Below are 22,567 nucleotides of genomic sequence, written 5' to 3'. Positions count from 1 at the left end.
CGGGGAACGCGCGTCAGGGGTTGAGGTTCAGGAGCGCTGGGTCTCCGCCCTGGGCGGCGATATTGACGCTCACCGCCCGCTCGACCGCGTAGCGCAGCAGGGCGTGCGGCCCCCCGGCCTTGGGGCCCGTACCCGACAGGCCCTCGCCGCCGAACGGCTGGACGCCCACCACGGCGCCGATCATCGAGCGGTTCACATAGGCGTTGCCCGCCGGGACCGCGGCGCGGACCTGGTCGGCGAAGCCCTCGATGCGGCTGTGGATCCCGAGCGTCAGGCCATAGCCGGCGGCGGCCAGCGGACCCGAGGCCTCCTCCAGCCGGGCTGGGTCGTAGCGGACCACGTGCAGGATCGGTCCGAACACCTCCTTCTGCAGGAAGGCCGAGGATGGAATCTCCGCCAGGGTGGGGGCGAAGAAGTGCCCCCCGGCCGGCTCGGCCATCCGCCGGATCACCCTGGCCTCGGCGGTCAGCCGCGCCAGGTGGGCGTTCAGGGCGGCCCGCGCGTCCTCGTCGATCACCGGGCCGATGTCCGTGCGCGGGTCGGCGGGATCGCCCAGCACCAGGGCGTCCATGGCCCCGGCCAGGCCCTCGATCAGCAGGTCGGCGGTCTCCCGGGGCGCGAACAGGATGCGCAGGGCCGAGCAGCGCTGGCCGGCCGACCCGAAGGCCGAGGCGATGACGTCGTCGATCACCTGTTCGCGCAAGGCGGTGGTGTCGACGAACATGGCGTTGAGGCCGCCGGTCTCGGCGATGAAGGGAACGATGGGCCCGGGGCGAGCCGCCAGCGTCCGGTTGATGGCCCAGGCGGTGTCTGTGCCGCCGGTGAAGGCCACGCCGGAGCAGCCGCGGTGGGCGGTGAGCGCGCCGCCCACGCTCGCGCCGTCGCCGGGCAGCAGATGGAGCACATCGGCCGGCAAGCCGGCCTTGTGGAAGAGCCGCACCGCCTCGGCGGCGATCAGCGGAGTCTGCTCGGCCGGCTTGGCCAGGACCGAATTGCCGGCGGCGAGGGCCGCGGCGATCTGGCCGGTGAAGATGGCCAGGGGGAAGTTCCAGGGGCTGATGCAGACGAAGACCCCGCGGCCATGCAGGGAGAGCTGGTTCACCTCCCCCACCGGGCCCTTGAGGGTCTCGGGGCCCGCGAACTGGCGCTCGGCCAGGTGGGCGTAGTAGCGACAGAAGTCGGCGGCCTCCCGCACCTCGGCCGCGCCGTCGCCGTAGGTCTTGCCGGCCTCGGCGACACAGATGGCGATCAGCTGGTCGCGGTGGGCCTCCAGGGCCTCGGCCATGGCGCGCAGCACCTTGGCCCGGCCGTGGCCGCCGCGGGCGTCCCAGGCGGCTTGGGCGGCCCGCGCGGCGGTGAAGGCGGCCTCGATGTCGGCCTCGCCGGCGCTCCAGGCCTGGCCGATCAGCCGGCGCAGGTCGCTGGGGGAGGTGCGCGGGGCGCCCGTCCCGGTTCCGGTCTCGCGGCCGGCGACGATCGGCCGGCCGGTGAGGAAGTCGAGGCTCGTCACGGCGGCGCTCAGCCGGTGGCGGTCGGCGGCGATGGATAGGTCCACCCCGGTGGAGTTCTTGCGGGCCGAGCCATAGAGGTCGACCGGCAGGGGAATGCGCGGGTGCGGCGCGCCGCCGGCGGCCTCCACCGTGGCGATGGGATCGCCCACCACCGCCGAGACCGGGGTCTTCTCGTCCAGCAGGGCGTGGACGAAGGAGGTGTTGGCGCCGTTCTCCAGCAGGCGGCGCACCAGATAGGGCAGCAGGTCCTCGTGGCCGCCGACCGGCGCGTAGACCCGCAGCTTCAGCGGGCCGTAGCGCTCCACCGCGCCCGCATAAAGCGCCTCCCCCATGCCATGCAGGCGCTGGTACTCGGGCTCGACCCCGGCCCGGCGCGCCATCTGCCGCACGGCCGCCAGGGTGTGGGCGTTGTGGGTGGCGAACTGCGGATAGAGGGCCGGCGCCGCGGCCAGCAGGGCCCGGGCGCAGGCCAGGTAGGAGACGTCGGTGGCGGCCTTGGTGGTGTAGACGGGGTAGCCCGGCAAGCCGCCCACCTGGGCGCGCTTGATCTCGGAATCCCAGTAGGCGCCCTTCACCAGCCGCACCATCAGCCGCCGGCCGGCGCCGCGCGCGATGTCGGCCACCGCCTCGATCGTCCGGGGGCTGCGCTTCTGGTAGGCCTGGACCGCCAGGCCCAGCCCCTTCCAGGTCCCCAGCTCCGGCTCCGCGGCCAGGCGCTCCAGGAGCTTGAGGGAGAGGACCAGCCGGTCGGCCTCCTCGGCGTCCAGGGTGAGGTTGATGTTGGCCTGGGCGGCGATCTTGGCCAGGCGCAGGATGCGCGGATAGAGGTCGGCCCAGACCTTGTCCTCCTGGCGGGCCTCGTAACGCGGCGACAGGGCCGAGAGCTTCACCGAGACGCCGTGGCCGGCCTCCGGCCCCTGCCCCGTGGACTTGGACCCCACCGTGGTCAAGGCGTCGGCATAGGCGGTCTCGTAGCGGTCGGCGTCGCCGGCGGTGCGAGCCCCCTCCCCCAGCATGTCGAAGGAGCAGACGAATCCGTCCGCGCCCGCCCGCTTGATGGCCTGTTCGATGGTCCGCCCCAGGACGAACTGCTCGCCCATGATTCGAACCGCCGCGCCCACGGCCTGGCGGATCACCGGCTCGCCCAGGCGTCCGGCCAGCCGGCGGATGAAGCCCGGCAGGTCGGCGCGCGCCTCCTCGTCAGGATCGATCAGCTTGCCGGTGAGCATCAGGCTCCAGGTCGAGGCGTTCACCAGCAGGCTATCGGAGCGGCCCAGGTGACTGGCCCAGTCGGCCGAGGCGATCTTTTCGGCGATCAGCCGGTCGCGCGTCCCCTCGTCGGGGGTTCGCAGCAGGGCCTCGGCCAGGCACATCAGGGCCAGGCCCTCGCGGGTCGACAGGGAGAACTCCTGCAGGAAGCTCTCCACCACCCCCTGCTTGGCCGCGCCCTTGCGGGCGAAGCGGACCAGGGCCTCGGCCTCCTGGCGCACCTCCTCGCGATCCTCGGGCGACAGGGGCCGACTAGCGAGCAGGGCCGCCACGGCCTCCCGCTCGTCTGAAAATTTATCCCGGTCGAGATGGTCCCAAGACATGTCCGGCCCTCAAGTTCGGGCAGAAAATGCGAAATTGTTGCGGAAAACACAAGGCGGACGCGAAGAATTAACCGCGACAAGGCTGCGCTGGACGGCGCTCGCCCGGCCCATAGCAAAAGGGCCCGGTCTTGCGACCGGGCCCCTCGCTTAGTTCGGCGAACCGCCGAGATCGATATCTTAGAAGTTGATGTCGATCGTCGAACGGCGGTTCAGCGGTTCCTTCACGCCGTCGCCGGTCGGAACGGCGAGCATGGTTTCGCCCTTCCAGTCGACTTGCAGCGTACCGGCGCCGACGCCTTGGCCGACGAGCGCGTCAGCCACGGCCTTGGCCCGACGTTCCGACAGGCGGACGTTGTAGGCCGGCGAACCGGAGGAGTCGGTGTGACCGACGACCACCACCTGGGTGGCGTGGCCGGCGTTGGCGTAGTTCGCAGCTTCCGAAACCACCGCCTGCGCGTCCGGGGTCAGCACGTACTGATCGAACGGGAAGTAGACGATGAATTGCTTGGCCTCATACGCCGGCGGGGGCGGAGGAGGCGGGGGCGGGGGAGGCGGCGGGGGCGGGGGCGGCGGGGGCGGCGGGGGCGGCGGCGGCGAAGCGAAGGAGTAACGCAGGCCGAGGGTCACCGATTGGTCGCGGTATTCGCCGCTGAAGACGCCGGGTTGCAGCGCGTTCGAACCGGTCGACGCGAAGTCGAGGTCCGAGCCGCCGAGCCAACGATAGGTCAGGTCGACGTTCAGCTTGTCGGTCGCCTGCCAGGCCAGACCGGCGATGAGTTGATAGGCGAGCGCCGTATCGTCGTCGTCGATGGTCAGGTTCTGGATGGCGGGGTTCGCCGCCGTGATCGCGCCGGTCACGCTGGAGAACTGGCCGACGGTCTTCAGCGAGACGTGGTTGATACCCACGCCAGCGCCGACGAAGGGATTGATGGTCGCGCCGGGGGCGAAGTCATAGAGCACGTTGCCCATGACGGTCCACGACTCGATCTCGCCGGTCGGGGCGCCGCACTTCGGAGCGCCGACGGTGCGCAGCACGCCCGGGGTGCAGAGACCCAGGATCGAGTTGCCCGTGCCGCCGCGGACCGACTTGATGTCGCCCGGACGGTAGCCGCCTTCGAGTTCAACGCGCCAGTTGTCGTTCAGCTGGTAGCCGAGACGAGCGAAACCGGCCCAATCCTTTTCCTGATCGAAAGTCCAGGAATAGGGTTTGGCGTTGGCCGCATTGTTGGACGAGTCGGCTTCGATGCCTTCCGGCCAGTGGTAGCCAAGGTCGACGGCGCCGTACCAGCCTTCTTGCGCGGAAGCACCGGACGCGGCGAACACCGCAGCCAGGGCGGCTCCCGCTAGGAGTTTGAATTTCATATCAGAGCCCTCTCATTGCCCTCTGCTGCGGCCATATGACCCAGCACCTTTATAACAAGGCCGAAGCGCGGCGAAAGTGTCGCCGAAGCCACACCGACCGCCAATCTGCCCGACCCGCGAACTAGACGCCAGGACGCTACACAATAAACCCCTCAGCGATCAACTTCGGGACGGAAGACAGTGTCCTCCTTCGAGCCACTTTCAGCGTGCCTGGCGGACGCCGGAGTGTCGAATCTTGATGTTGAACTTGGCCACGCCGAATCAAACGGTCGCCCAGGGCTCCCCCCATCCGTCGCCGAGTTCCACAGTGATCTTGTAAACCAGCCGGAACGTCGCAGGCCCGTACGGACGGCGAAACAGCCTCTGTTTCGATCCTTCCGAACCGCTCGCGCGACATCCCTCACCCCTCTTTCACTAGCGCGCCCCTGTCGCACCGAACCCCGAGAACGTCGGCTCCCAAATTTGGTTCCCGACAATTTTTACGAGGCCATCTCCAGGCGAAGATGGGGCGGCTGTGTCTCTTTAAGACCGCACTGTGACTCACTTTGTTCAAGATGAACAACATGTTCGCCCAACCGTGGAATATCGGCGCGGGCGGGCGGCGGACTCACGCCTCGGCGTTGCGCCGATAGCGGCGCACGCGGCCGCCCAGGGCCTCGGGCCGGTTGAGGGACTTGCGGAACTCGTCGCGGCGCTCGTGGATGGAGGCGATGATCAGCCCCATGGGCACGCCGATCTCCACCAGCACGGCCTCGGAGAGCTGCAGGGAGGCCTCAACGGTCTCCGGCACGGCGTCGGTGGCGCCCAGTTCGTAGAGCCTCTGGGCCTGGCGGGCGTCGCGGGCGCGGGCCACGATGGTCAGGTCGGGGCGCATTTGGCGCGCGGTGGCCACGATGGTCTCCACCCCGTCCGGCGCATCCATGGTCACCACCAGGGACGGCGCGGTCTCCAGGCCGCAGCGCTTGAGGAACTCAGGGCGCGAGGCGTCGCCGAAGAAGATTGATTCTCCGGCCCGGCGGGCGGCCTCCACCAAGCGCGGATCCCGCTCGGCGGCGACCCAGGGAATGTCGTGGCGGCTGAGCATGTCGCCCACCAGCCGCCCGACCCGGCCGTAGCCGACCACCAGGACGCGGGGCTTCTCGCCGTCGGCCGGGGCGATCGGCTCCACCGCCAAGCCCTCCCCGGACACCTTGCGGCCCCCGAGCTTGAGGCCCAGGGCCGCCAGCAGCGGAATGCACATCATCGACAGGGTGGAAGAGACCAGCACCGTCTGGCCGATCGCACGGTCGACGATCCCGTCCCCCATGGCCGCCGACAGGATGACGAAGGCGAACTCGCCGCCGCCGGCCAGCAGGAGGCCGGCCTCGATCGCCGGCGGCGACTTCATCCCGAACAGCCGCGCAAGGCCATAGACCACCGAGGCGTTCAGCGCGATCAGGCCCGCCGCCATGCCCAGCACCAGCAGGGGTTTGGCCGCCAGGATGGAGAGATCCAGCCCGATGCCGACCGAGAGGAAGAACAGACCCAGCAGCAGGCCCTTGAAGGGTTCGATGGTGACCTCGACCTCATGGCGGTACTCGGTCTCGGCCAGCAGCAGGCCGGCGATGAAGGCGCCGAGCGCCATGGAGAGGCCGGTCAGGGCGCTCACCAACCCCGCTCCAATCACCACCAGCAGGCAGGCGGCCATGAACAGCTCTTCGCTCTTGGCGCGGGCCACCGACTTCAGCATGGGCCGCAGCAGCAGCCGGCCGAACACCACCAGGCCCAGGATGCCGAGCACGGCGGGCGCGAAGGCCAGCAGCAGTTTAGGTGAGAAGGCCTGGTCGCCGCCCCCGCGGCCGAGGATGGCCAGGGTGATCAGGATGGGAGCCACGGCCAGGTCCTGGAACAGCAGCACCGAGAAGGTGGCGCGTCCGGCGGTGGAGTGCTGGCGCTTCTGCTCGGTCAGAATCGGCATGACCACCGCGGTGGAGGAGAGCGCCAGGGCCGCGCCGATGGCGATGGCGGCGATCGGATCGACGCCGAAGAAGATGGCGACCGCGGCGATGGCGGCGATGCAGAGACCCACCTGCAGGGCGCCCATGCCGAAGACGAACCGGCGCATCAGCCGGAGTCGCTCCCACGAGAGCTCCAGGCCGATCATGAACAGCAGGAACACCACACCGAACTCGGCGAGCTGGGCGACCTCGTCAGGATTGTCGATGGTGAAGTAGCCGACCCAGGGCAGGCTGCCGCTCAGGGCGCCCAGGCCATAGGGGCCAAGCACCACGCCGGCGCCGAGAAAGCCGAGGATGGGGCTGATCCGCCAACGGCGAAAAAGCGGCACGATCACGCCGGCGGTGGCGAGAAAGAGAATGACGTCCTTGTATTCGCCGGGCGAAACGTGGCCTTCCATGCGCTCTCCTTGTGGGCGAGTTCACTATGCCCGGGGCAGGGGGTCTTGCGGAACCCGTATTCGAGGCCCTATGACCGGCGCCATGCAAATCGGGGCGCATCGAGGCAGGTCGCGGGGGCGTTCGCTCCTGGCTGTCCTGTTCGCGGTCGCCGCCCTCCTGATCCAGGCGCTCGTCCCAGCCGCGGCCCTCGCCGCGGAGTCGATGGGCGCCGTCCGCGTCGAGCTCTGCACGCCGCAGGGCGCCACGACCGTGGTGCTGGATCACGACGGCAAGGCCCAGAAGGGCTTCGCCGGCCTGCCCTGCCACGATTGCCTCGGCGCGACCCTGGCGGTGACGACGACGCCGGAGCTGTCGGTCGTCCCGATCGCCTATGTGGCCGAGCGCATCGCTCAAGTGGCGACTGTCGAGGTCGTCCTGCGCGGCGCCCGCGCGCCACCCCGTCCCTTCGGCCAGGGCCCTCCAACCCAGACTCCCTGACACTTCACCACGCGCCGGCCTGCGTCCGCGCGCGTCCTGACGTCTTTGAGTCTGGATTTTTCACATGCCCAAGTTCTCGCGCGCCTCGCTGCGCGTCGTCCTGCTCGCCGCCAGCGCCCTGGCCGCCCCGACCTTCGCCCTGGCCGAAGAGCAGCCCACCGTCGTCGACAGCGTCATCGTCACCGCCGCCCGCAATCCCGAGGATCCGCCCGTCGTCGCCAACGCCCGAGCCCGCCTCTCGGAGACTCCTGGCGCCGTAGCGGTGATCTCGGCCGAATCCTACGCCAACCGCTACGCCCCGGGCGTCGCCGACCTTCTGCGGGACGTCCCCGGCGTCTACGCCCAGAAGAAGTGGGGCGGCGACACGCGGCTCTCGATCCGCGGCTCGGGGATCGGCAATTCCACCCACAACCGCGGGACCCTGCTGGCCCAGGACGGCGTGCCCTTCAACGAGGCCGACGGCTTTGGCGACTTCCAGCTGATCGATCCGTCGATCGCCCGCTACACCGAGGTCTACAAGGGCGGCAACGCCCTGCGCTTCGGCGGCGCGCTGCTGGGCGGGGCGATCAACCTGGTGACCCCGACGGGCCGCGACGCCGGCGGCGACAATCTGCTGCGGATCGAGGGCGGATCCTATGGAACCCTGCGCGGCCACGCCGAGGCGGCCCGGGTCTGGGGCGACTGGGACGCCTTCGCCGCGGTCACCGCCCAGCAGGCGGAGGGCTGGCGGACGCAGAGCGCGGGCCAGGAACAGCATGCCAGCCTGAACATCGGTCGCCGCTTCGGCGAGGAGCAGGAGGTCCGCCTGCTGATCCACGGCGGCTATGTCCACCAGGAGATCCCGGGCGCGGTGACCCTGGCCCAGGTCATGTCCGATCCGGAGGCGGCCAACCCCGGCAACCGGGCGCTGAACTATCAGCGCGACATGGGCTCGATGCGCGCCGCCCTGCAGACCCACTGGCGCCTCAGCCCCTCGACGGTGTTCGAGGGCGGGGTCTATGCGACCTGGAAGGATCTCGATCACCCCATCTTCCAGGTGATCGATCAGGAAAGCCGCAACTGGGGCGCCTTCGGCCGCTTCGACTGGGAGGGCGAGCTGGCCGGCCGCCGCGCCGACGCCTTCTACGGCGCCTCCTTCCGCTCAGGCGACCTGGACGCCAACCAGTGGGTCAATGTCCGAGGTTCGCGCGGCGCCCAGACCGCCAAGAGCCGCCAGAACGCCCGGGCCCTGGACGTCTTCGCCGAGGGCCGGGTCTTCGTGACCGACCAGGTCGCCCTGGTGGCGGGCGGCTCCTATGGCCGGGCCGAGCGGGACTATCAGGGCTTCAAGCTGCCGGGGGTGGCCTCCACCTTCAACCTGGCTGCCGGCAAGGACGACGACTGGTTCGCCCCGCGGGTCGGCGTGATCTGGCAGGATGCGGGCGGCGCCCAGGTCTACGCCAACCTGACCCGCTCGGTGGAGCCGCCCAACTTCAGCGCGCTGGCGCCCACCGTCGGCGGCTTCACGCCCCTGCGGCCGCAGGAGGCCTGGACCGGCGAGCTCGGAACCCGCGGACGCCGGGGCGCGCTCATCTGGGATGTCACCCTCTACCGCGCCCAGCTGGAGCACGAGCTGCTCAACTACACGGTCAACCCCGCCCAGGGGATTCCCGCCTCGACCTTCAACGCCGACAAGACGATCCACCAGGGCCTGGAGGCGGGCCTCGACTGGACCCTGGCCCAGGGTCTGCGGCTACGCCAGACCTACGCCTGGTCGGACTTCAGGTTCGAGGGCGACGTCCAGTACGGCGACCACCGCCTGCCCGTCGTGCCCGAGCACCTCTATCGGGCCGAGCTTCGCTACGAGCATCCCTTCGGCTGGTTCGTGGCGCCCTCGGTGGAATGGTCGATTAAGGACACCGTCGTCGACTATCAGAACAGCCTGAGGTCCTCGTCCTACGCCGTGGCCAACCTCGGCGCGGGATGGAAGCTCGGAAACGGCCTCAGCCTCTTCCTCGACGCGCGCAACCTGTTCGACACCCGCTACGTCTCCAACGTCAGCGCCATCACCGACGCCCGCCTCGTCTCGCAGGCGGTCTTCTTCCCCGGCGAGGGCCGGTCCGTCTTCGGAGGCCTGACATGGCGCTATTGAGATCCGCCGCCATCGCCGCCGGGGTCTGCCTGGCGGCGTCCCCGGCCCTGGCCCATGTCGGCGCCGAGCCCCGCCAGGCGCCGGCCGGCGCCTACCAGACGGTGAGCTTCCGGGTCGGCCACGGCTGCGGCGAGGCGGCCACCACGGCTCTGCGCCTCGAGCTGCCGCAAGGCCTGGCCAGCGCCCGGCCCCAACCCAAGCCGGGCTGGACGCTGAACATCGAGAAGGTGGGCGACCGCCCCACGGCCTTCACCTGGCGCGGCGACCTGCCGGCTGACCAGTTCGACACCTTCGCCATCCTGGTGAAGCTGCCCGCGGCTGGGGGCGTTCTCTATTTCCCCACCGTCCAGACCTGCGGGACCCAGGAGTCCCAATGGACCCAGATCCCCGACCCGGGCGAGCCGCCCGGCGGTCTCTCCCATCCCGCCCCAGCGCTCCGTGTCGCGCCGACCGAACAGCCCTGAACCTGATCTGAACCTGATATAGAGTGAACCTTATGCGAAACCTGATCCTCGGCCTGACGGCCGCCGTCCTGATCTCCGCCCCGGCCCAGGCCGCCACCTACCGCCTCGGCGGTCTGGAGGTCGACCAGCCCTGGAGCCGGCCCGCGGCCGCCGGAACCAACGGCGCGGGCTACATGACCCTGACCAACCGGGGGGTCGCCCCCGACACCCTGACGGCCGTCGAGAGCCCGGCGGCCCGGATCGTCGAGATGCACAAGACCTCCATGGACGGCGGGGTCATGAGGATGCAGCGCCTCGACAGCGTCCTGCTGCCGCCCGGCAAGGCCATCACCTTCGCCCCGGCCGGCTACCACATCATGCTGATCGGCCTGGCCAAGACGCAGAAGGCCGGCGACGTCGTCCCCGCCACCCTGGTCTTTTCCAGCGGCGCACGCCTGAAGATCGAATTCGCCGTGGGCGCGGGTCCGACAGGCGGCGCCGCGCCCATGGGCGCCATGCCCATGGACCATATGAACCACTAAAACGACCGTTCGGTCGGCGTTGACAGCAGCGCCGACCGAACGTTTATGCGCTCCATATTTTAAGTATGGAGGATTGCCCGTGGAGGTTTGGAATTACGCCAACCTGTGGGAGTCGGTGGCCTCGGCCATCCCCAACCGCCCCGCCCTTATTCATGGTAGCCGCGTCATCAGCTGGCGCGACTTCGACCGGCGCGCCAATGCGCTCGCCCAGCACTTCATCGACTCGGGGCTAACCCAGCAGTCGAAGGTCGCCGCCTATCTCTACAATGCGCCGGAATACATCGAGACCTATTTCGCGGCCTTCAAGGGCGGCTTGGTCCCCTTCAACACCAACTACCGGTACGGCGGCGACGAGCTGACCTACCTGTTCGACAACGCCGACGCCGAGGCCGTGGTGTTCCACGCCTCCTTCGCCGAGATGGCCGACAAGGTGCGGGGCCGGCTGCCCAAGGTGAAGACCTGGGTCGCGGTTCCCGAGCCGGGCTGCGCGATCCCCGACTGGGCGGTGAGCTATGACGACATCGTCGCCAAGGGCGCCCATCGGGTCGAGGCCCCCTGGGACCGGTCGGCCGACGACCTGCTGCTGATGTACACCGGCGGCACCACCGGCATGCCCAAGGGCGTGATGTGGCGCCAGGAGGACCTGTTCAAGGGTCTTGGCGGCGGCGCCAACCTGCTGCTGGGCCTGCCGCCCATGGAGCGGGTGGCCGAGGCCGGCGAGCGCGCCAAGGCCGTCGAGGCCTCCGGCGACCAGCCCATCACCATCCCGGTCGCCCCGCTGATGCACGCCACCGGCCAGTTCATCGGCTTTGGCCAGCTGGTGTCCGGCGGCGCGGTAGCCACCCTGCCATCGCGCCGGTTCAACCCCGCCGAGCTGTTCGACGAGGTCCAGCGCCTGGGCGTCTCGGGCCTAATCATCGTGGGACCGGCCTTCGCCGCCCCCATGCTGGAGACCCTGGAGGCCAACCCCGGTAAGTGGCCCATGCCTAGCCTCAAGCGCATCGTCTCCTCGGGCGCCATGTGGGGGGCGGAGAATAAGCAGGGCCTGCTCAAGCACCTGCCCCATATCATGCTGATGGACAGCCTCGGCTCGTCGGAGGCGCTGGGCCTGGCCTCGTCGGTCTCCGGCGGCGGCGCTGCGGCGGGCACCGCCAAGTTCACCACGGGCCCCAACGCGGCGGTGTTCACCGAGGAGGGCGAGCGCGTCCTGCCCGGCTCCGGCGTCCGCGGCCTGGTAGCGGTCGGCGGCTTCACGCCGAGCGGCTATTACAAGGACCCGGAAAAGTCGGCCAAGACCTTCCGCACCTTCGAGGGCAAGCGCTGGAGCGTGCCCGGCGACTGGGCGACGGTGGAGGCCGACGGCTCCATCACCCTGCTGGGCCGCGGCTCCCAGGTGATCAACACCGGCGGCGAGAAGGTCTTCCCCGAGGAAGTGGAAGAGGCCCTCAAGCGCTTTCCCGGCGTGCGTGACGCCGCGGTGGTGGGGGTGCCCGATCCGCGCTTCGGCGAACGAATCTGCGCGGTGGTGGAGGTGATCGGCAAGGCCGAGCCGACCCTGGCCGAGCTGGCCGCCCACGTGAAGAGCCACCTGGCCGACTACAAGGCCCCGCGCGAGCTGGTCCTGGCGCCCGTCGGCCGGGCGCCCAACGGCAAGCTGGACTACAAGGCCCTCAAGGCGATGGCCCTGGCCAAGCTTGGCGTCAGCGCCTGAACGTAACCAAAATGTAACGAGCCAGGGAGGGCGCGACCGAGTCATGGTCGCGCCCAAACCCCTTCCGAGGCTTTGAACACCCCATGAAGACCTTCTGGCTCGCCGCCTGCGCGGCGTCCGCCCTGGCGCTCGGCGCCGTTCCCGCCCTGGCCGCAGACGCCACGGACCTGGCCAAGGCGCCGCGCATGGGCCCCTGGGGCTTCGACAGCGCCGGCCGAGACCTGAGCGTCAGCCCCCGCGACGACCTCTATATGTACGCCAACGGGACCTATCTGAAGCAGATGGAGATCCCCGCCGACCGCTCGCGCTACGGCTCCTTCGACAAGCTCAACGAACTCTCGGTCAACCGCATGCGGGCGGTGCTGGAAAAGGCCTCGGCCAACCCGGCCGCAGCCGGCGACGAGGCCAGGATAGGCGCCCTCTATCGCAGCTTCATGGACGAGGCCGCCGTCAACGCCCTGGGCGCCAAGCCGATGGCCGCCGACCTGGCCGAGATCTCCAAGTCCAAGACCCTGAGCGACGTCGCCCGCCTGATGGGCAGGTCGCAGATGATGTTCGGCGGCTCGGTCTTCGGCGCCTATCCCGGCGACGACGCCAAGGACCCCGAGCACTATGTGGTCACCCTGATCCAGGGCGGCCTCGGCCTGCCCGACCGCGACTACTATCTCGACCCCAAGTTCGCCCCGCAGAAGGCCGCCTACGAGGCCTATGTCGCCAAGTTGCTGACCCTGTCGGGCTGGGCCGACCCGGCGGCCAACGCCAAGGCCATCGTCGAGCTGGAGACCGAGATCGCCAAGGTCTCCTGGACCCGGGCCGAGCGCCGCGACGACGACAAGACCTACAATCCCTTCGCGGTGAAGGACCTGGCGGCCTACGCCCCCGGCTTCGACTGGACCGCCTTCATGGCCGGCGCGGGCCTTTCCGGCGCGCAGAAGGTCGTGGTGGCCGAGAACACCGCCTTCCCGAAGATCGCGGCCCTCTACGCCAAGACCCCGCTGGACACCCTGAAGGCCTGGCAGGCCTTCCACCTCGCCGACCAGGCCGCGCCCTATCTCTCCAAGGACTTCGACCAGGCCAATTACGAGTTCCGCAACAAGACCCTCTCGGGCCAGCCCGTGCAGGCCGACCGCTGGAAACGCGGCGTGACCTTGGTGGACAGCCAGATCGGCGAAGCCCTGGGCAAGCTCTACGTCGAGGCTTACTTCCCGCCGGAGAGCAAGGCCAAGATGGACGCCCTGGTGGCCGACATCAAAGGCGCCATGAAGGGCCGGATCGAGAAGCTCACCTGGATGAGCGGCCCTACCAAGGCCAAGGCCCTGGAGAAGCTCGCCAAGTTCAGCGTGATGATCGCCTATCCGGAAACCTGGCGGGACTATTCGGCCCTGACCATCAAGGACGGCGACCTCTACGGCAATGTCGCGCGGGCCACCGCCTTTGAGTGGAACCGCACCGTCAACCGCCTGGGTGAGAAGGTCGACAAGAAGGAATGGGGCATGACGCCCCCCACCATCAACGCCTACTACTCCCCCACCAAGAACGGCATCGTCTTCCCCGCCGCCATCCTGCAGCCGCCCTTCTTCGATCCCGACGGCGACCCGGCCATCAACTACGGCGGCATCGGCGGGGTGATCGGCCACGAGATCACCCACGGCTTCGACGACCAGGGCCGCAAGTCCGACGGCGACGGCCGGCTCACCGACTGGTGGACCTCCGAGGACGCCGCCAAGTTCGACGCCCAGGCCAAGAAGTACGGCGCGCAATACGCCGCGGTGGAGGTCCTGCCGGGCGCCCACATCAATCCCGAACTGACCATGGGCGAGAACATCGCCGACCTGGGCGGGGTGCTGCTGGCGCTGGATGCCTATCACGCCTCGCTGAAGGGCAAGCCGGCGCCGGTGATCGACGGCCTGACCGGCGACCAGCGGGTGTTCCTGGGCTGGGCCCAGGTCTGGCGCTCCAAGTCCCGCGAGGACCGCACCCGCCAGCGGCTGGTCTCCGACCCGCACTCCCCCGAGCAGTACCGCGCCGACATCCCGGTGCAGAACGTGGACGCCTTCTACAAGGCCTTCGGCGTCAAGGCGGGCGACAAGATGTACGTGGCCCCGGAAAACCGCGTCCGCATCTGGTGAGGATCTGGAGGGTGGGGCCCGGGTGATCGGGCCCCACCATTTTTGACTCAAGTGTCAAAATCTGCGTCGGGCAAAAATTTGGCCCGCTGCGGGGGATAATCGCAGCGGGCCTTATTTTGAGCCGGAGCTCTTATTGAGCGGGCGTTTCCTCCCCGAAACGCCGGAGACTGTCGAACTAGTGTCGCCATGTCTCTCGCAGGACTGAGAAAACGGCAATTTCTCGCCCGAGTCAATGCGGTGAAATCCGCCGGGCCGCTTAATTTCGATCAGATTTCCGCGATCCTGTGGATTCAATCGCCAGACGGCGTTATTTTTGACTCGCCTGTCAATTCTTGACGCGCTGGGCGAGAGTGTCGAACGGAACACAACTGGTCTCGAACACGAAGTCGGGCCGCGAAGCGGTGACCGGGCCCCGGCCGCGCGCGGTGAGCAAGGTCGAGACCGCCGCGATGCGGTCGACCGGCACCAGCAGGCCGTGAGGCCGCCGCGAGGCGCCGGCGGCCACCAGTTCGTCGATCAGGGCGTCTTCCTTGTCTCCGGCCGGCCAGACCAGGGTGGCGCTCTCGTGGGCCGTGGCCCGGGCCTCGATGACCCGCAGCAGGTGTTCGGCCACCGTCAGCTGCTCGTCGGACCAGGCGGCGCGCAGGGAGGCGGCGAGCTGGGCCTGGCTCTTCAGGATCACCCCGTCGGCGAGGATCTTCAGCCCGTTGGCCAGCAGGGTGGCGCCGGTGGTGGTGATGTCGACGATCAGCTCGGCGGCGCCGGCGGCCGGAGCCCCCTCGGTGGCGCCGCCCGACTCGGTGATCCGATAGTCGGCCACCCCGTGCCGGGCGAAGAAGCCACGTGTCTGGACCAGGTACTTGGTGGCCACCCGCATGCGCCGGCCGCTGTGGGCCAGGACGTCGTGGGCCACCTCCTCCAGGTCGGCCATGGTGTCGACGTCGAGCCAGCTCTTGGGCACGGCCACCACCAGGTCCGCGCGGCCGAAGCCCAGGGCCCGCAACAGCAGGGCGCGGCTGTCCAGATCGCCGCCGCGCTCGCGTAGCAGGTCCTCGCCGGTGATCCCCAGGTGGACCTCGCCCGCATCCAGGGCCTCGGCGATGTCGCCGGCCGACAGCAGGCGCACCTGGGCGCCGGCCAGGCCCTTGATCTCGGCCATGTAGCCCCGGGCCCCGCCGCTCACCGAGAGCTTCAGCCCGCAGTCGGCCAGCCAGGCCTCGACCTGCTCCTTCAGGCGGCCCTTGGAGGGGACCGCGATGATCAGGGGACCGCTCATGCCTCGCCTCCCGCAAAGGCGCGCCAGGGGCGGACCATGCAGCCCACGGCCCGGGCGCCGGCTGGTCCGCCCAGGCGCACGGGCAGGCCGTCATAGCGCCCGCCCACGGCCACCGGCCGGTCGGCGCCGAGCGCGGTGGACCGGACCTCGAAGGTCAGGCCGTCATAATATTCGAAGGCGTGGCCGAGCGCGGTGGCTAGCATCAGTCCGCCTGCCGGCGCGCCGGCCTGGACCAGCAGGGCCAGCCGCCTCTCCCATTCGGCCAGGGCCGCGCCGAAGGCGCCGGCCTTGGGTCCAGCGATGTCGCGCAGGGCCGCCAGGGCGGCGGGCGGCGTATCGGCCACCGCCAGGAAGCGGCGCAGACTGTCGGCCTGTCGCAGGGTGAGCGCCGGGGCGGTAGCCGCCTCGGCCCGGCGGATCAGACGCTGGGCGATCTCGGCGGGGCCGCGGCCCCCCACGGGCTCGATCCCGGCCAGAGCCCAGACCTCCTCCAGCAGGATCGCGGCCTGGTCCGGCGAGCGGCTGGCCAGCAGATCGGCCAGGGCGCCGCTCTCCACGGCCGTCGGCTCGGCGCCGGCGCGGGCCAGTTCGGCCTGCAGCAGACGGGGCCGCGAGGCCGCGCGCTTCAGGCGGGCGGCCAGGGACGGCGCCAGGTCCAGGCCGTCGACGAAGGCGGCGAACAGGGCGATGTCCCCCAGCCAGAGCAGCAGGTCGTCGCGGCCGCCGGCCAGGGCCGAGCGCCAGGCCAGGGCGGCGATCTCGGCGTCGGCCTCCAGGGTCGGGGCGCCAGGGGCGTCGAACCGTTCCAGGCCGATCTGCACGAACTCCTCGGGACGGTCGGGATGGTCGGGCGACGCGCGGAAGGCCTTGCCCTCATAGTAGTAGCGACCGGAGGCGGCGCCGGCGTCCAGGTGCTGGCGGGTCACCGGCACGGTGAAGTCGGGCCGCAGGCAGGACTCCTCGCCCCCCTCGGCCTGGACCACGAACAGCCGGGCGCGCATGGCCTCGCCGGCCAGCTCCAGCAATAGGCCGAGCGGCTGCAGGATCGGCGCATCGACGCTCGAGGCGCCCTCGCTCAGGGGCGCGCGGATGGCGGCCAGGGCGCCTGCGGGAACCCGCGGTTCGGCCCTCACGGCTGGGCGTCCAGGATGCGGCGCAGGGCCGGAATCAGCTCGGCGCGCGGAATGGTCTGCTGGCCGGGTCGCTGCTCGCGCCACTCGGCGTTGTCGGTGACTCCGGCGGAGAGTTCGCGGCCGAGATCCAGGTCCTTCACCGTCACCGTGCCGGCGGCGATCTCGTCGCCCCCCAGCATGATGGCGGCCGGCGCCATCCGGCGGTCGGCGTACTTCATCTGCGGGCGCATGCCCGAGCTGCCCAGATAGACCTCGGCGGCGATGCCTGCGGCGCGCAGCTCCCCCACCACGCCGTAATAGGCCGGCATGTCCTCGGTGTTGAAGGCGATGACCACGACGGGCCCGCGCGCCTGTCCGCCCAGGTCCCGCCCCGCCGCCCGCAGGGCCGAGGCCAGGCGCGAGACGCCGAAGGAGAAGCCGGTGGCGGGGACCTGCTCGCCGGTGAAGCGCGCCACCAGGTCGTCATAGCGCCCGCCGCCGCCGACGGAGCCGAACCGCACGGGCTCGCCCTTCTCGTCCTTGGTGTCCAGCAGCAACTCGGCCTCGAAGACCGGGCCGGTGTAGTATTCCAGGCCGCGCACGATGGAGGGGTCGAACATCGCCCGGTCGGGGGCGACCCCCATGCCGATCAGAGCCTTGTCGATCCGCGACAGCTCCTCCAGGCCCGCGTCACCCTCCGGCGAGCCGCCGATGACATTGGCGATGCGGTCGAGGGTCTCGGAGCGGCCCGCGGCGCCGGCGGCGGTGAAGGCCAGCACGGCCTCGGCGGCGGCCGTCGCCAGCCCCGCCCCCGTGGTGAAGGCGCCGGACTCATCCTTGCGGCCCTCCCCCAGCAGCAGGCGCACGCCCTCGGTCCCCAGGCGGTCGAGCTTGTCGACGGCCCGCAGCACCGCCAGCTTCTGGCCCTCGGTGGTGACTCCGGCCGTGGCCAGCAGGCCGTTCAGGAGCTTGCGGTTGTTGATCTTGATGACATAGGCGCCGGCCGGCAGCCCTGCCGCCGACAGGCCGTCGGCGGCCATGGCGATGATCTCGGCGTCCGCCTCGGGCCGGCTCGAGCCCACGGTGTCGGCGTCGCACTGGGTGAATTCGCGGAAGCGGCCGGGGCCGGGCTTCTCGTTGCGCCACACCGTGCCGAAGGCGTAGCGGCGGAAGGGCTTGGGCAGGGTCTCCCAGGTCTGGGCGACGAACCGGGCCAGCGGCGCGGTCAGGTCGTAGCGCAGGGCCATCCACTGCTCGTCGTCGTCCTGCAGGGCGAAGACCCCTTCGTTGGGACGGTCGGCGTCCGGCAGGAACTTGCCCAGCGCGTCGGCATATTCCAGCGCCCCGGTGTCGAAGGCCTCGAAACCGTAGCGTTCATAGACCTCCGAGACCTTGGCCAGGATCTGGCGCTCGGCGGTGAGGTCCCGCGCGCGGCGGTCGTTGAAGCCGCGCGGCGCGCGGGCTTCCGGACGTGTCGGGTCATTCGTCATGGCGCGCGCTTAAGCGATGGCGGCGCGCGCGGCAAGGCGCGGGCGTCGGCGTGGCTGGAAAGGAGCGGAGAATTCCATCGTCTGTATCCCTGAAAGGTGGGGTTCGACGGATGGCGCCTGGCGATCTCGCTCAAGCCCCATCCGCGTCTGCGGGGGGCTCGGCGCCGGGGAACTTAGGCCAAACGCCCCCGGCCGAGCCCGCCGTGGCGGGTCGAATGGTGGTGGCCGTGGTGGAGCGCGGTGGCGGTCATTGTGGGCGGGCCTATAGCGCGGCCGGTGTGGGATGGCGAGTCCCCTCGCCAGATGAGAGCTGCTTGCAAAGACATATCGTCTGTGTTTCGATATATCTAGATAGCAGCGACGAGCCTCCCCATGACCGACACCTTCACCGCCACCCGCCCCCTTCGGCCGCCGATGCCGCTCTGGCCCCTCACGGTGGTGGAAGCCCGCGACCTGACCCCACACATGCGCCGCATCACCTTTTCCACCGAGGACCTGACGAGGTTCGACCACCGGCCCGGCCAGGACCTGGTGCTGATGATGACCGACGACGACGGCCAGCCCGGCCGCCGCCACTACACGATCCGCTCGGCGGACAAGCCGGCGGGCCGGCTGGACATCGACTTCGTCCTGCACGGCCACGGCGGACCGGCGGAGCGTTGGGCGCTCGCCGCCAAGCCCTGCGACCAGCTGGAGGCCCGCGGCCCGCGCGGCCACACCATGATCAACCCGGCCGCTGACTGGCATGTCTTCGTCGGCGACGAGACCTGCCTGCCGGGGATCTTCGCCATGATCGAGAGCCTGCCGGCTCGCGCCAAGGCCTTCGCCTTCATCGAGGTGGCCGAAAAGGCCGATCAGCAGACCCTGAACGCCGTCTGCGACGTCGAACTTGAGTGGCTGGTGCGGGGCGGCCCCGCCGTCCCCGGCAGTCCGCGCCTGATCGACCGCCTGGCCCTCTTCGCGCCGCGCCCCGGCCGCGGCCACGCCTATGTCATCGGCGAGACCAGCACGGTGCGCGCCCAACGCCAGGGCCTGCTGGCCCGCGGCTTCGCCAAGGACCAGATCAGCGCCGAGGGCTACTGGCGTCCCGGCCGCCAGGGCGGCCACGACCACATCCGCGACGAGGCCGAGATGGCGGCAAGGATGCGGGGCTGAACCTAGCTCGCGGAACTCCGCCCCAGACGGGGCTCCGTCCCGGCCAGCAGCCGCCCGATATTGGCGCGGTGACGCACGATCACGTAGAGGCCGCCGGCGATCACCAGCAGCCGGTAGGCCAGTGGCTGCTCCAAGGCGCAGATCAGAACGATGGCGGTCAGGGCCGCCAGGATCGAGCCCAGCGAAACCATCCGGGTGATCCCCACCGCGACGCCGAACACAGCCAGGCCGCCCAGGCCCACCGGCCAGGCCATGGCCAGCAGCAGGCCCAACCCCGCCGCTACCGATTTGCCGCCCTTGAACCCCAGCCAGATCGAACAGCTATGGCCGACGAGAGCGGCGAGCCCCGCTAGGCAGACCGCCCAGGGCGTGAGGGTATCGGACGCTGCCGGGGGCGTAAGCGCCGGCAGGGTATGCAGCCAGGGATAGAACCAGAGGGCGAAGAGGATCGCCGCGGCGCCCTTAGCCACATCCACCAGCAGCACGACGACGAAGGCCCCCAGCCCCAGGTTTCGCAAGACGTTGGTCGCCCCGGTGGACCCGGAGCCCTGCTCACGCAGATCGATACCCTGGAGCCACTTCCCCGCCAGATAGCCCGTGGGCGTGGCCCCGAGCAGGTAGGCGACCACCAAGCCGGCGACGCTCGCGATCCAGAACACCATGGTTCGCCTCCGGGCCGACTAGGACGGCGTCGCCATCCCGCTGAGGTCGGGGGTCTTGTAGTCCATCCCCTTGAGCGCCGGGCTGGCGGCGGCGGCGTCGAAGGCGGCCATCAGGCCCGCGAACCGCGCCTCCACGAAGGGCCGCATGTCGGGGTGGGTGAAGATGTAGCGCTCGTCGGCCTGCACCGCCTCCAGGACGCGGCGGCCGACCCGCTCGGGATCGATGCCGTTGTCCACCAGGGAATCCGCGGTCACCGGGCTCTCCACGGGGCCGCCGAACTGGGCCTGGCGGGTGCGGCCCGACTTGTTGATCTGGGTCTTCACGAAGCCGGGGCAGAGCACCGCCACATTGATGTTCTCCGGCGCCAGCTGGCCGGCCCAGCCCTCCGACATGGCCACAACGGCGAACTTGGTGGCGCTGTAGGGCTCCATGCCCGGCGGCGAGATCATCCCGGCCATGGAGGCGGTGTTGACGAAGGTCCCGCCCTCGCCGTGCGCGCGGATCAGCGGCAGGAAGGTCTCCATCCCATAGACCACCCCCATCAGGTTCACCGCCAGGATCCAGTCCCAGTCGGAATGCCGCACCTGGTCGATGGGGCCGCCGGCGCCGACCCCGGCATTGTTGCAGACCACGTGCACCTTGCCGAAGGTCTCGATGGTCTTGGCCGCCGCGGCTTCCACCGCCTTGCGGATGGCCACGTCGCAGAGCACGCCGCTGGCGCGGATCTGGCGCTCCTCCAACTCCTTCACGGCCGCCGCCAGGGGCGCCTCCTCGATGTCGGCCAGCATGACGTTCATGCCCGCCTCGCCGAAGGCGTGGGCCATGGCCAGGCCCAGGCCGCTGGCCCCGCCGGTGATGAAGGCGGTCTTGCCGGTCAGGTCGCGCATGGGAATTCCTTCAAGGATCTAGAGTTTGAGCCGCGCGACGAGATCGGCGGTGGAGGGATCATGGACGCCGGGCGCGCCGCCTTCCAGTTCGGCGAGGATGCGGGTGGCGAGCGTCTTGCCCAGCTCCACCCCCCACTGGTCGAAGCTGTTGATCCCCCAGAGCACGCCCTCGACGAAGACCTTGTGCTCATGCAGGGCGATCAGGGCGCCCAGGGCCTCCGGCGTCAGGGCCTGCATCAGGATGAAGCTGGAGGGACGGTCGCCGGGGAAGGTGCGCTGGGGGGCGAGAATGTCCATCTCGGCGGGCGACAGGCCCTGGGCGGCGAGCTCCTCGCGCACATCGGCCTCGCCGCGGCCCACCATCAGGGCCTCGGCCTGGGCGATGACATTGGCCAGCAGGATGGTGTGGTTGGCCGGCTCACCCTCCGAGCTCCTGGCCGCCGCCACGAAGTCCACCGGGATCACGTCGGTCCCCTGGTGCAGCATCTGGAAGAAGGCGTGCTGACCATTGGTGCCTGCGTCGCCGAACACCGAGGCGGCCGTGGCGTGGGTGACGGGCCGGCCCTGCTGGTCCACCCGCTTGCCGTTGGACTCCATCTCCAGCTGCTGCAGGAAGCTAGGGAACAGGCGCAGGCGCGCCGCGTAGGGGATGACCGCCCGGATCGGCCGGTCCAGGCCGTCGCGGTTGAAGATGTGGGCCAGCGCCAGCAGCACCGGGGCGTTGAGCATCAGCGGCGTGCGCCGGAAATGCTCGTCCAGGGCCGCGCCCCCCGCCAGCAGGCGATCGAAGACGTCGTAGCCCAGGCCGATGGCGCAGGAGAGCCCGACCGCCGACCAGATCGAATAGCGCCCGCCGACCCAGTCCCAGAAGGCGAAGACCTGGTCAGCGGGAACGCCGAAGGCCTGGGCCGTCTGCGGCGCGGCGGACACCGCCACCAGATGGGCGTCGCCCGCCGGGCCGAGCGCCGCCCGCAGCCAGGCGCGGACCACCTGAGCATTGGCCAGGGTCTCCTGGGTGGTGAAGGACTTGGAGACCACCACCACCAGGGTCTCGGCGGGGTCCAGGCCGGCCAGGGCCAGCGCCGTCTCCGACGGATCGACATTGGCGGCGAAGCGCAGCTCGATGTCGGGATTCGGCGGCCGCAGGGCTTCCCAGATCAGGCGGGGGCCGAGGTCCGAGCCGCCGATGCCGATATGGACGATGGCCTTGAAGGGCTTGCCGCCGGCGCCCGTCCGTCCCCCGGAGCGGACCGCCCGCGCGAAGGCGCGCATGGCGTTGCGGGTGGCCTCCACCTCGCGGGAGACCGGGACGCCGCCGGCCTTGAAGTCGGCCCCGTCGGGCGCGCGCAGGGCCATGTGCAGGGCCGCCCGGTTCTCCGAAGCGTTCACCAGCTCCCCGGCCCACAGGCGGTTGCGGGCCGCCTCCACGTCGCAGGCCCGGGCCAGGGTCAGGGCGGTGTCGAGATCCCCCAGGGACCAGGGCTGCTTGGAGAGGTCGATCCTCAGGCCGGCGGCCTCCACCACCATCTTCTCCATCCGCTCGGGCTCGATGGCGAACAGGCCGGCGATCGGGTCGCGGGCGGCGACGGCGGCGTTCCTCAGGTTGGTCCAGGCGGCGTCACGGGTCGTCATCAAGCTTACCTTCAGGTCGCGCGGTAGGATCGCGTTTACCATGTTGCGGCTAGGTGGA

General features: G+C 70.2%; 16 protein-coding genes. 7 read left to right on the top strand and 9 right to left on the bottom strand.

The features are described 5' to 3' along the window. Positions 1–13: 13 nt before the first annotated feature. The 3 genes from putA to Q7T09_RS01945 form a co-directional block, all read right to left on the bottom strand. Positions 14–3,103 carry a bifunctional proline dehydrogenase/L-glutamate gamma-semialdehyde dehydrogenase PutA gene (gene putA / locus Q7T09_RS01955; RefSeq protein WP_304697283.1) on the bottom strand — a complete coding sequence of 1,030 codons (3,090 nt, stop codon included), beginning with the start codon at positions 3,101–3,103 and terminating at the stop codon, positions 14–16. 177 nt (positions 3,104–3,280) lie between these two features. Continuing rightward, a complete protein-coding gene (locus Q7T09_RS01950) occupies positions 3,281–4,465 on the bottom strand; it encodes an OmpA family protein (protein ID WP_304697282.1) in 1,185 nt (394 codons plus the stop codon). A 607-nt stretch (positions 4,466–5,072) separates the two neighbouring features. Beyond that, complete coding sequence (locus Q7T09_RS01945; protein WP_304697281.1) at positions 5,073–6,860, bottom strand: cation:proton antiporter; 1,788 nt, start codon at positions 6,858–6,860, stop codon at positions 5,073–5,075. A gap of 202 nt (positions 6,861–7,062) precedes the next feature. On the opposite strand from Q7T09_RS01945, the gene Q7T09_RS01940 reads away from it, so the two are divergent. The 6 genes from Q7T09_RS01940 (at position 7,063) to Q7T09_RS01915 (ending at position 14,294) form a co-directional block, all read left to right on the top strand. Further along, on the top strand, positions 7,063–7,338 hold the full coding sequence (locus Q7T09_RS01940) for a hypothetical protein (RefSeq protein ID WP_304697280.1): 276 nt from the start codon (positions 7,063–7,065) through the stop codon (positions 7,336–7,338). Between the two features lie 64 nt (positions 7,339–7,402). Then, complete coding sequence (locus tag Q7T09_RS01935; RefSeq protein ID WP_304697279.1) at positions 7,403–9,469, top strand: TonB-dependent receptor; 2,067 nt, start codon at positions 7,403–7,405, stop codon at positions 9,467–9,469. After that, positions 9,457–9,933 (top strand): YcnI family protein, encoded by a 477-nt coding sequence (locus Q7T09_RS01930; protein WP_304697278.1) that lies wholly within the window; start codon positions 9,457–9,459, stop codon positions 9,931–9,933. Before Q7T09_RS01935 ends, Q7T09_RS01930 begins: the two co-directional genes overlap by 13 nt. Before the next feature lie 32 nt (positions 9,934–9,965). Beyond that, positions 9,966–10,454 carry a copper chaperone PCu(A)C gene (locus tag Q7T09_RS01925; RefSeq protein WP_304697277.1) on the top strand — a complete coding sequence of 163 codons (489 nt, stop codon included), beginning with the start codon at positions 9,966–9,968 and terminating at the stop codon, positions 10,452–10,454. A 79-nt stretch (positions 10,455–10,533) separates the two neighbouring features. Next, on the top strand, positions 10,534–12,165 hold the full coding sequence (locus Q7T09_RS01920; RefSeq protein ID WP_304697276.1) for an AMP-binding protein: 1,632 nt from the start codon (positions 10,534–10,536) through the stop codon (positions 12,163–12,165). 83 nt (positions 12,166–12,248) lie between these two features. Beyond that, positions 12,249–14,294, top strand: a complete 2,046-nt coding sequence (locus Q7T09_RS01915) for a M13 family metallopeptidase (RefSeq protein WP_304697275.1) — start codon at positions 12,249–12,251, stop codon at positions 14,292–14,294. 325 nt (positions 14,295–14,619) lie between these two features. On the opposite strand, the gene hisG is transcribed toward Q7T09_RS01915, so the two are convergent. From hisG to hisS, 3 genes are read right to left on the bottom strand one after another with little or no spacing between them, the layout of a single operon-like run. Then, positions 14,620–15,570, bottom strand: a complete 951-nt coding sequence (hisG, locus tag Q7T09_RS01910; protein WP_304697274.1) for an ATP phosphoribosyltransferase — start codon at positions 15,568–15,570, stop codon at positions 14,620–14,622. Beyond that, positions 15,567–16,703, bottom strand: coding sequence for an ATP phosphoribosyltransferase regulatory subunit (locus Q7T09_RS01905; protein ID WP_304697273.1), 1,137 nt, complete (start codon positions 16,701–16,703; stop codon positions 15,567–15,569). Before Q7T09_RS01905 ends, hisG begins: the two co-directional genes overlap by 4 nt. After that, positions 16,700–18,172, bottom strand: a complete 1,473-nt coding sequence (gene hisS, locus Q7T09_RS01900) for a histidine--tRNA ligase (protein WP_304697272.1) — start codon at positions 18,170–18,172, stop codon at positions 16,700–16,702. The genes Q7T09_RS01905 and hisS overlap by 4 nt, the downstream gene beginning before the upstream one ends. Before the next feature lie 372 nt (positions 18,173–18,544). Here hisS and Q7T09_RS01895 point away from each other — a divergent pair, with 372 nt between their 5' ends. Then, complete coding sequence (locus Q7T09_RS01895; RefSeq protein ID WP_304697271.1) at positions 18,545–19,327, top strand: siderophore-interacting protein; 783 nt, start codon at positions 18,545–18,547, stop codon at positions 19,325–19,327. A 2-nt stretch (positions 19,328–19,329) separates the two neighbouring features. Here Q7T09_RS01895 and plsY read toward each other — a convergent pair whose 3' ends face one another. Genes plsY through pgi form a run of 3 tightly spaced genes read right to left on the bottom strand, consistent with a single transcriptional unit; the run spans position 19,330 to position 22,509 of the window. Continuing rightward, positions 19,330–19,989, bottom strand: coding sequence for a glycerol-3-phosphate 1-O-acyltransferase PlsY (gene plsY / locus Q7T09_RS01890; protein WP_304697270.1), 660 nt, complete (start codon positions 19,987–19,989; stop codon positions 19,330–19,332). An 18-nt stretch (positions 19,990–20,007) separates the two neighbouring features. Next, positions 20,008–20,877 carry an SDR family NAD(P)-dependent oxidoreductase gene (locus Q7T09_RS01885; protein ID WP_304697269.1) on the bottom strand — a complete coding sequence of 290 codons (870 nt, stop codon included), beginning with the start codon at positions 20,875–20,877 and terminating at the stop codon, positions 20,008–20,010. An 18-nt stretch (positions 20,878–20,895) separates the two neighbouring features. Then, entirely contained in the window at positions 20,896–22,509 is a 1,614-nt protein-coding gene (pgi, locus tag Q7T09_RS01880; protein ID WP_304697268.1) for a glucose-6-phosphate isomerase, read from the bottom strand. Positions 22,510–22,567: the final 58 nt, after the last annotated feature.

The sequence above is a fragment of the Phenylobacterium sp. genome, from assembly GCF_030645195.1.
In the GTDB taxonomy this organism is placed as follows: domain Bacteria; phylum Pseudomonadota; class Alphaproteobacteria; order Caulobacterales; family Caulobacteraceae; genus Phenylobacterium.
The sequence above is the reverse complement of the archived record's forward strand: the minus strand, read 5'-3'. Positions and strand labels throughout refer to the sequence as shown.

Excerpts from the sequence above, each read along its gene's own strand:
- pgi (WP_304697268.1), bottom strand. The coding sequence starts at position 22,509 with ATGACGACCCGTGACGCCGCCTGGACCAACCTGAGGAACGCCGCCGTC.
- Q7T09_RS01915 (WP_304697275.1), top strand. The coding sequence starts at position 12,249 with ATGAAGACCTTCTGGCTCGCCGCCTGCGCGGCGTCCGCCCTGGCGCTC.
- plsY (WP_304697270.1), bottom strand. The coding sequence starts at position 19,989 with ATGGTGTTCTGGATCGCGAGCGTCGCCGGCTTGGTGGTCGCCTACCTG.
- Q7T09_RS01925 (WP_304697277.1), top strand. The coding sequence starts at position 9,966 with ATGCGAAACCTGATCCTCGGCCTGACGGCCGCCGTCCTGATCTCCGCC.
- Q7T09_RS01885 (WP_304697269.1), bottom strand. The coding sequence starts at position 20,877 with ATGCGCGACCTGACCGGCAAGACCGCCTTCATCACCGGCGGGGCCAGC.
- putA (WP_304697283.1), bottom strand. The coding sequence starts at position 3,103 with ATGTCTTGGGACCATCTCGACCGGGATAAATTTTCAGACGAGCGGGAG.
- Q7T09_RS01895 (WP_304697271.1), top strand. The coding sequence starts at position 18,545 with ATGACCGACACCTTCACCGCCACCCGCCCCCTTCGGCCGCCGATGCCG.
- Q7T09_RS01940 (WP_304697280.1), top strand. The coding sequence starts at position 7,063 with ATGGGCGCCGTCCGCGTCGAGCTCTGCACGCCGCAGGGCGCCACGACC.
- hisG (WP_304697274.1), bottom strand. The coding sequence starts at position 15,570 with ATGAGCGGTCCCCTGATCATCGCGGTCCCCTCCAAGGGCCGCCTGAAG.
- Q7T09_RS01930 (WP_304697278.1), top strand. The coding sequence starts at position 9,457 with ATGGCGCTATTGAGATCCGCCGCCATCGCCGCCGGGGTCTGCCTGGCG.
- hisS (WP_304697272.1), bottom strand. The coding sequence starts at position 18,172 with ATGACGAATGACCCGACACGTCCGGAAGCCCGCGCGCCGCGCGGCTTC.
- Q7T09_RS01950 (WP_304697282.1), bottom strand. The coding sequence starts at position 4,465 with ATGAAATTCAAACTCCTAGCGGGAGCCGCCCTGGCTGCGGTGTTCGCC.
- Q7T09_RS01945 (WP_304697281.1), bottom strand. The coding sequence starts at position 6,860 with ATGGAAGGCCACGTTTCGCCCGGCGAATACAAGGACGTCATTCTCTTT.
- Q7T09_RS01935 (WP_304697279.1), top strand. The coding sequence starts at position 7,403 with ATGCCCAAGTTCTCGCGCGCCTCGCTGCGCGTCGTCCTGCTCGCCGCC.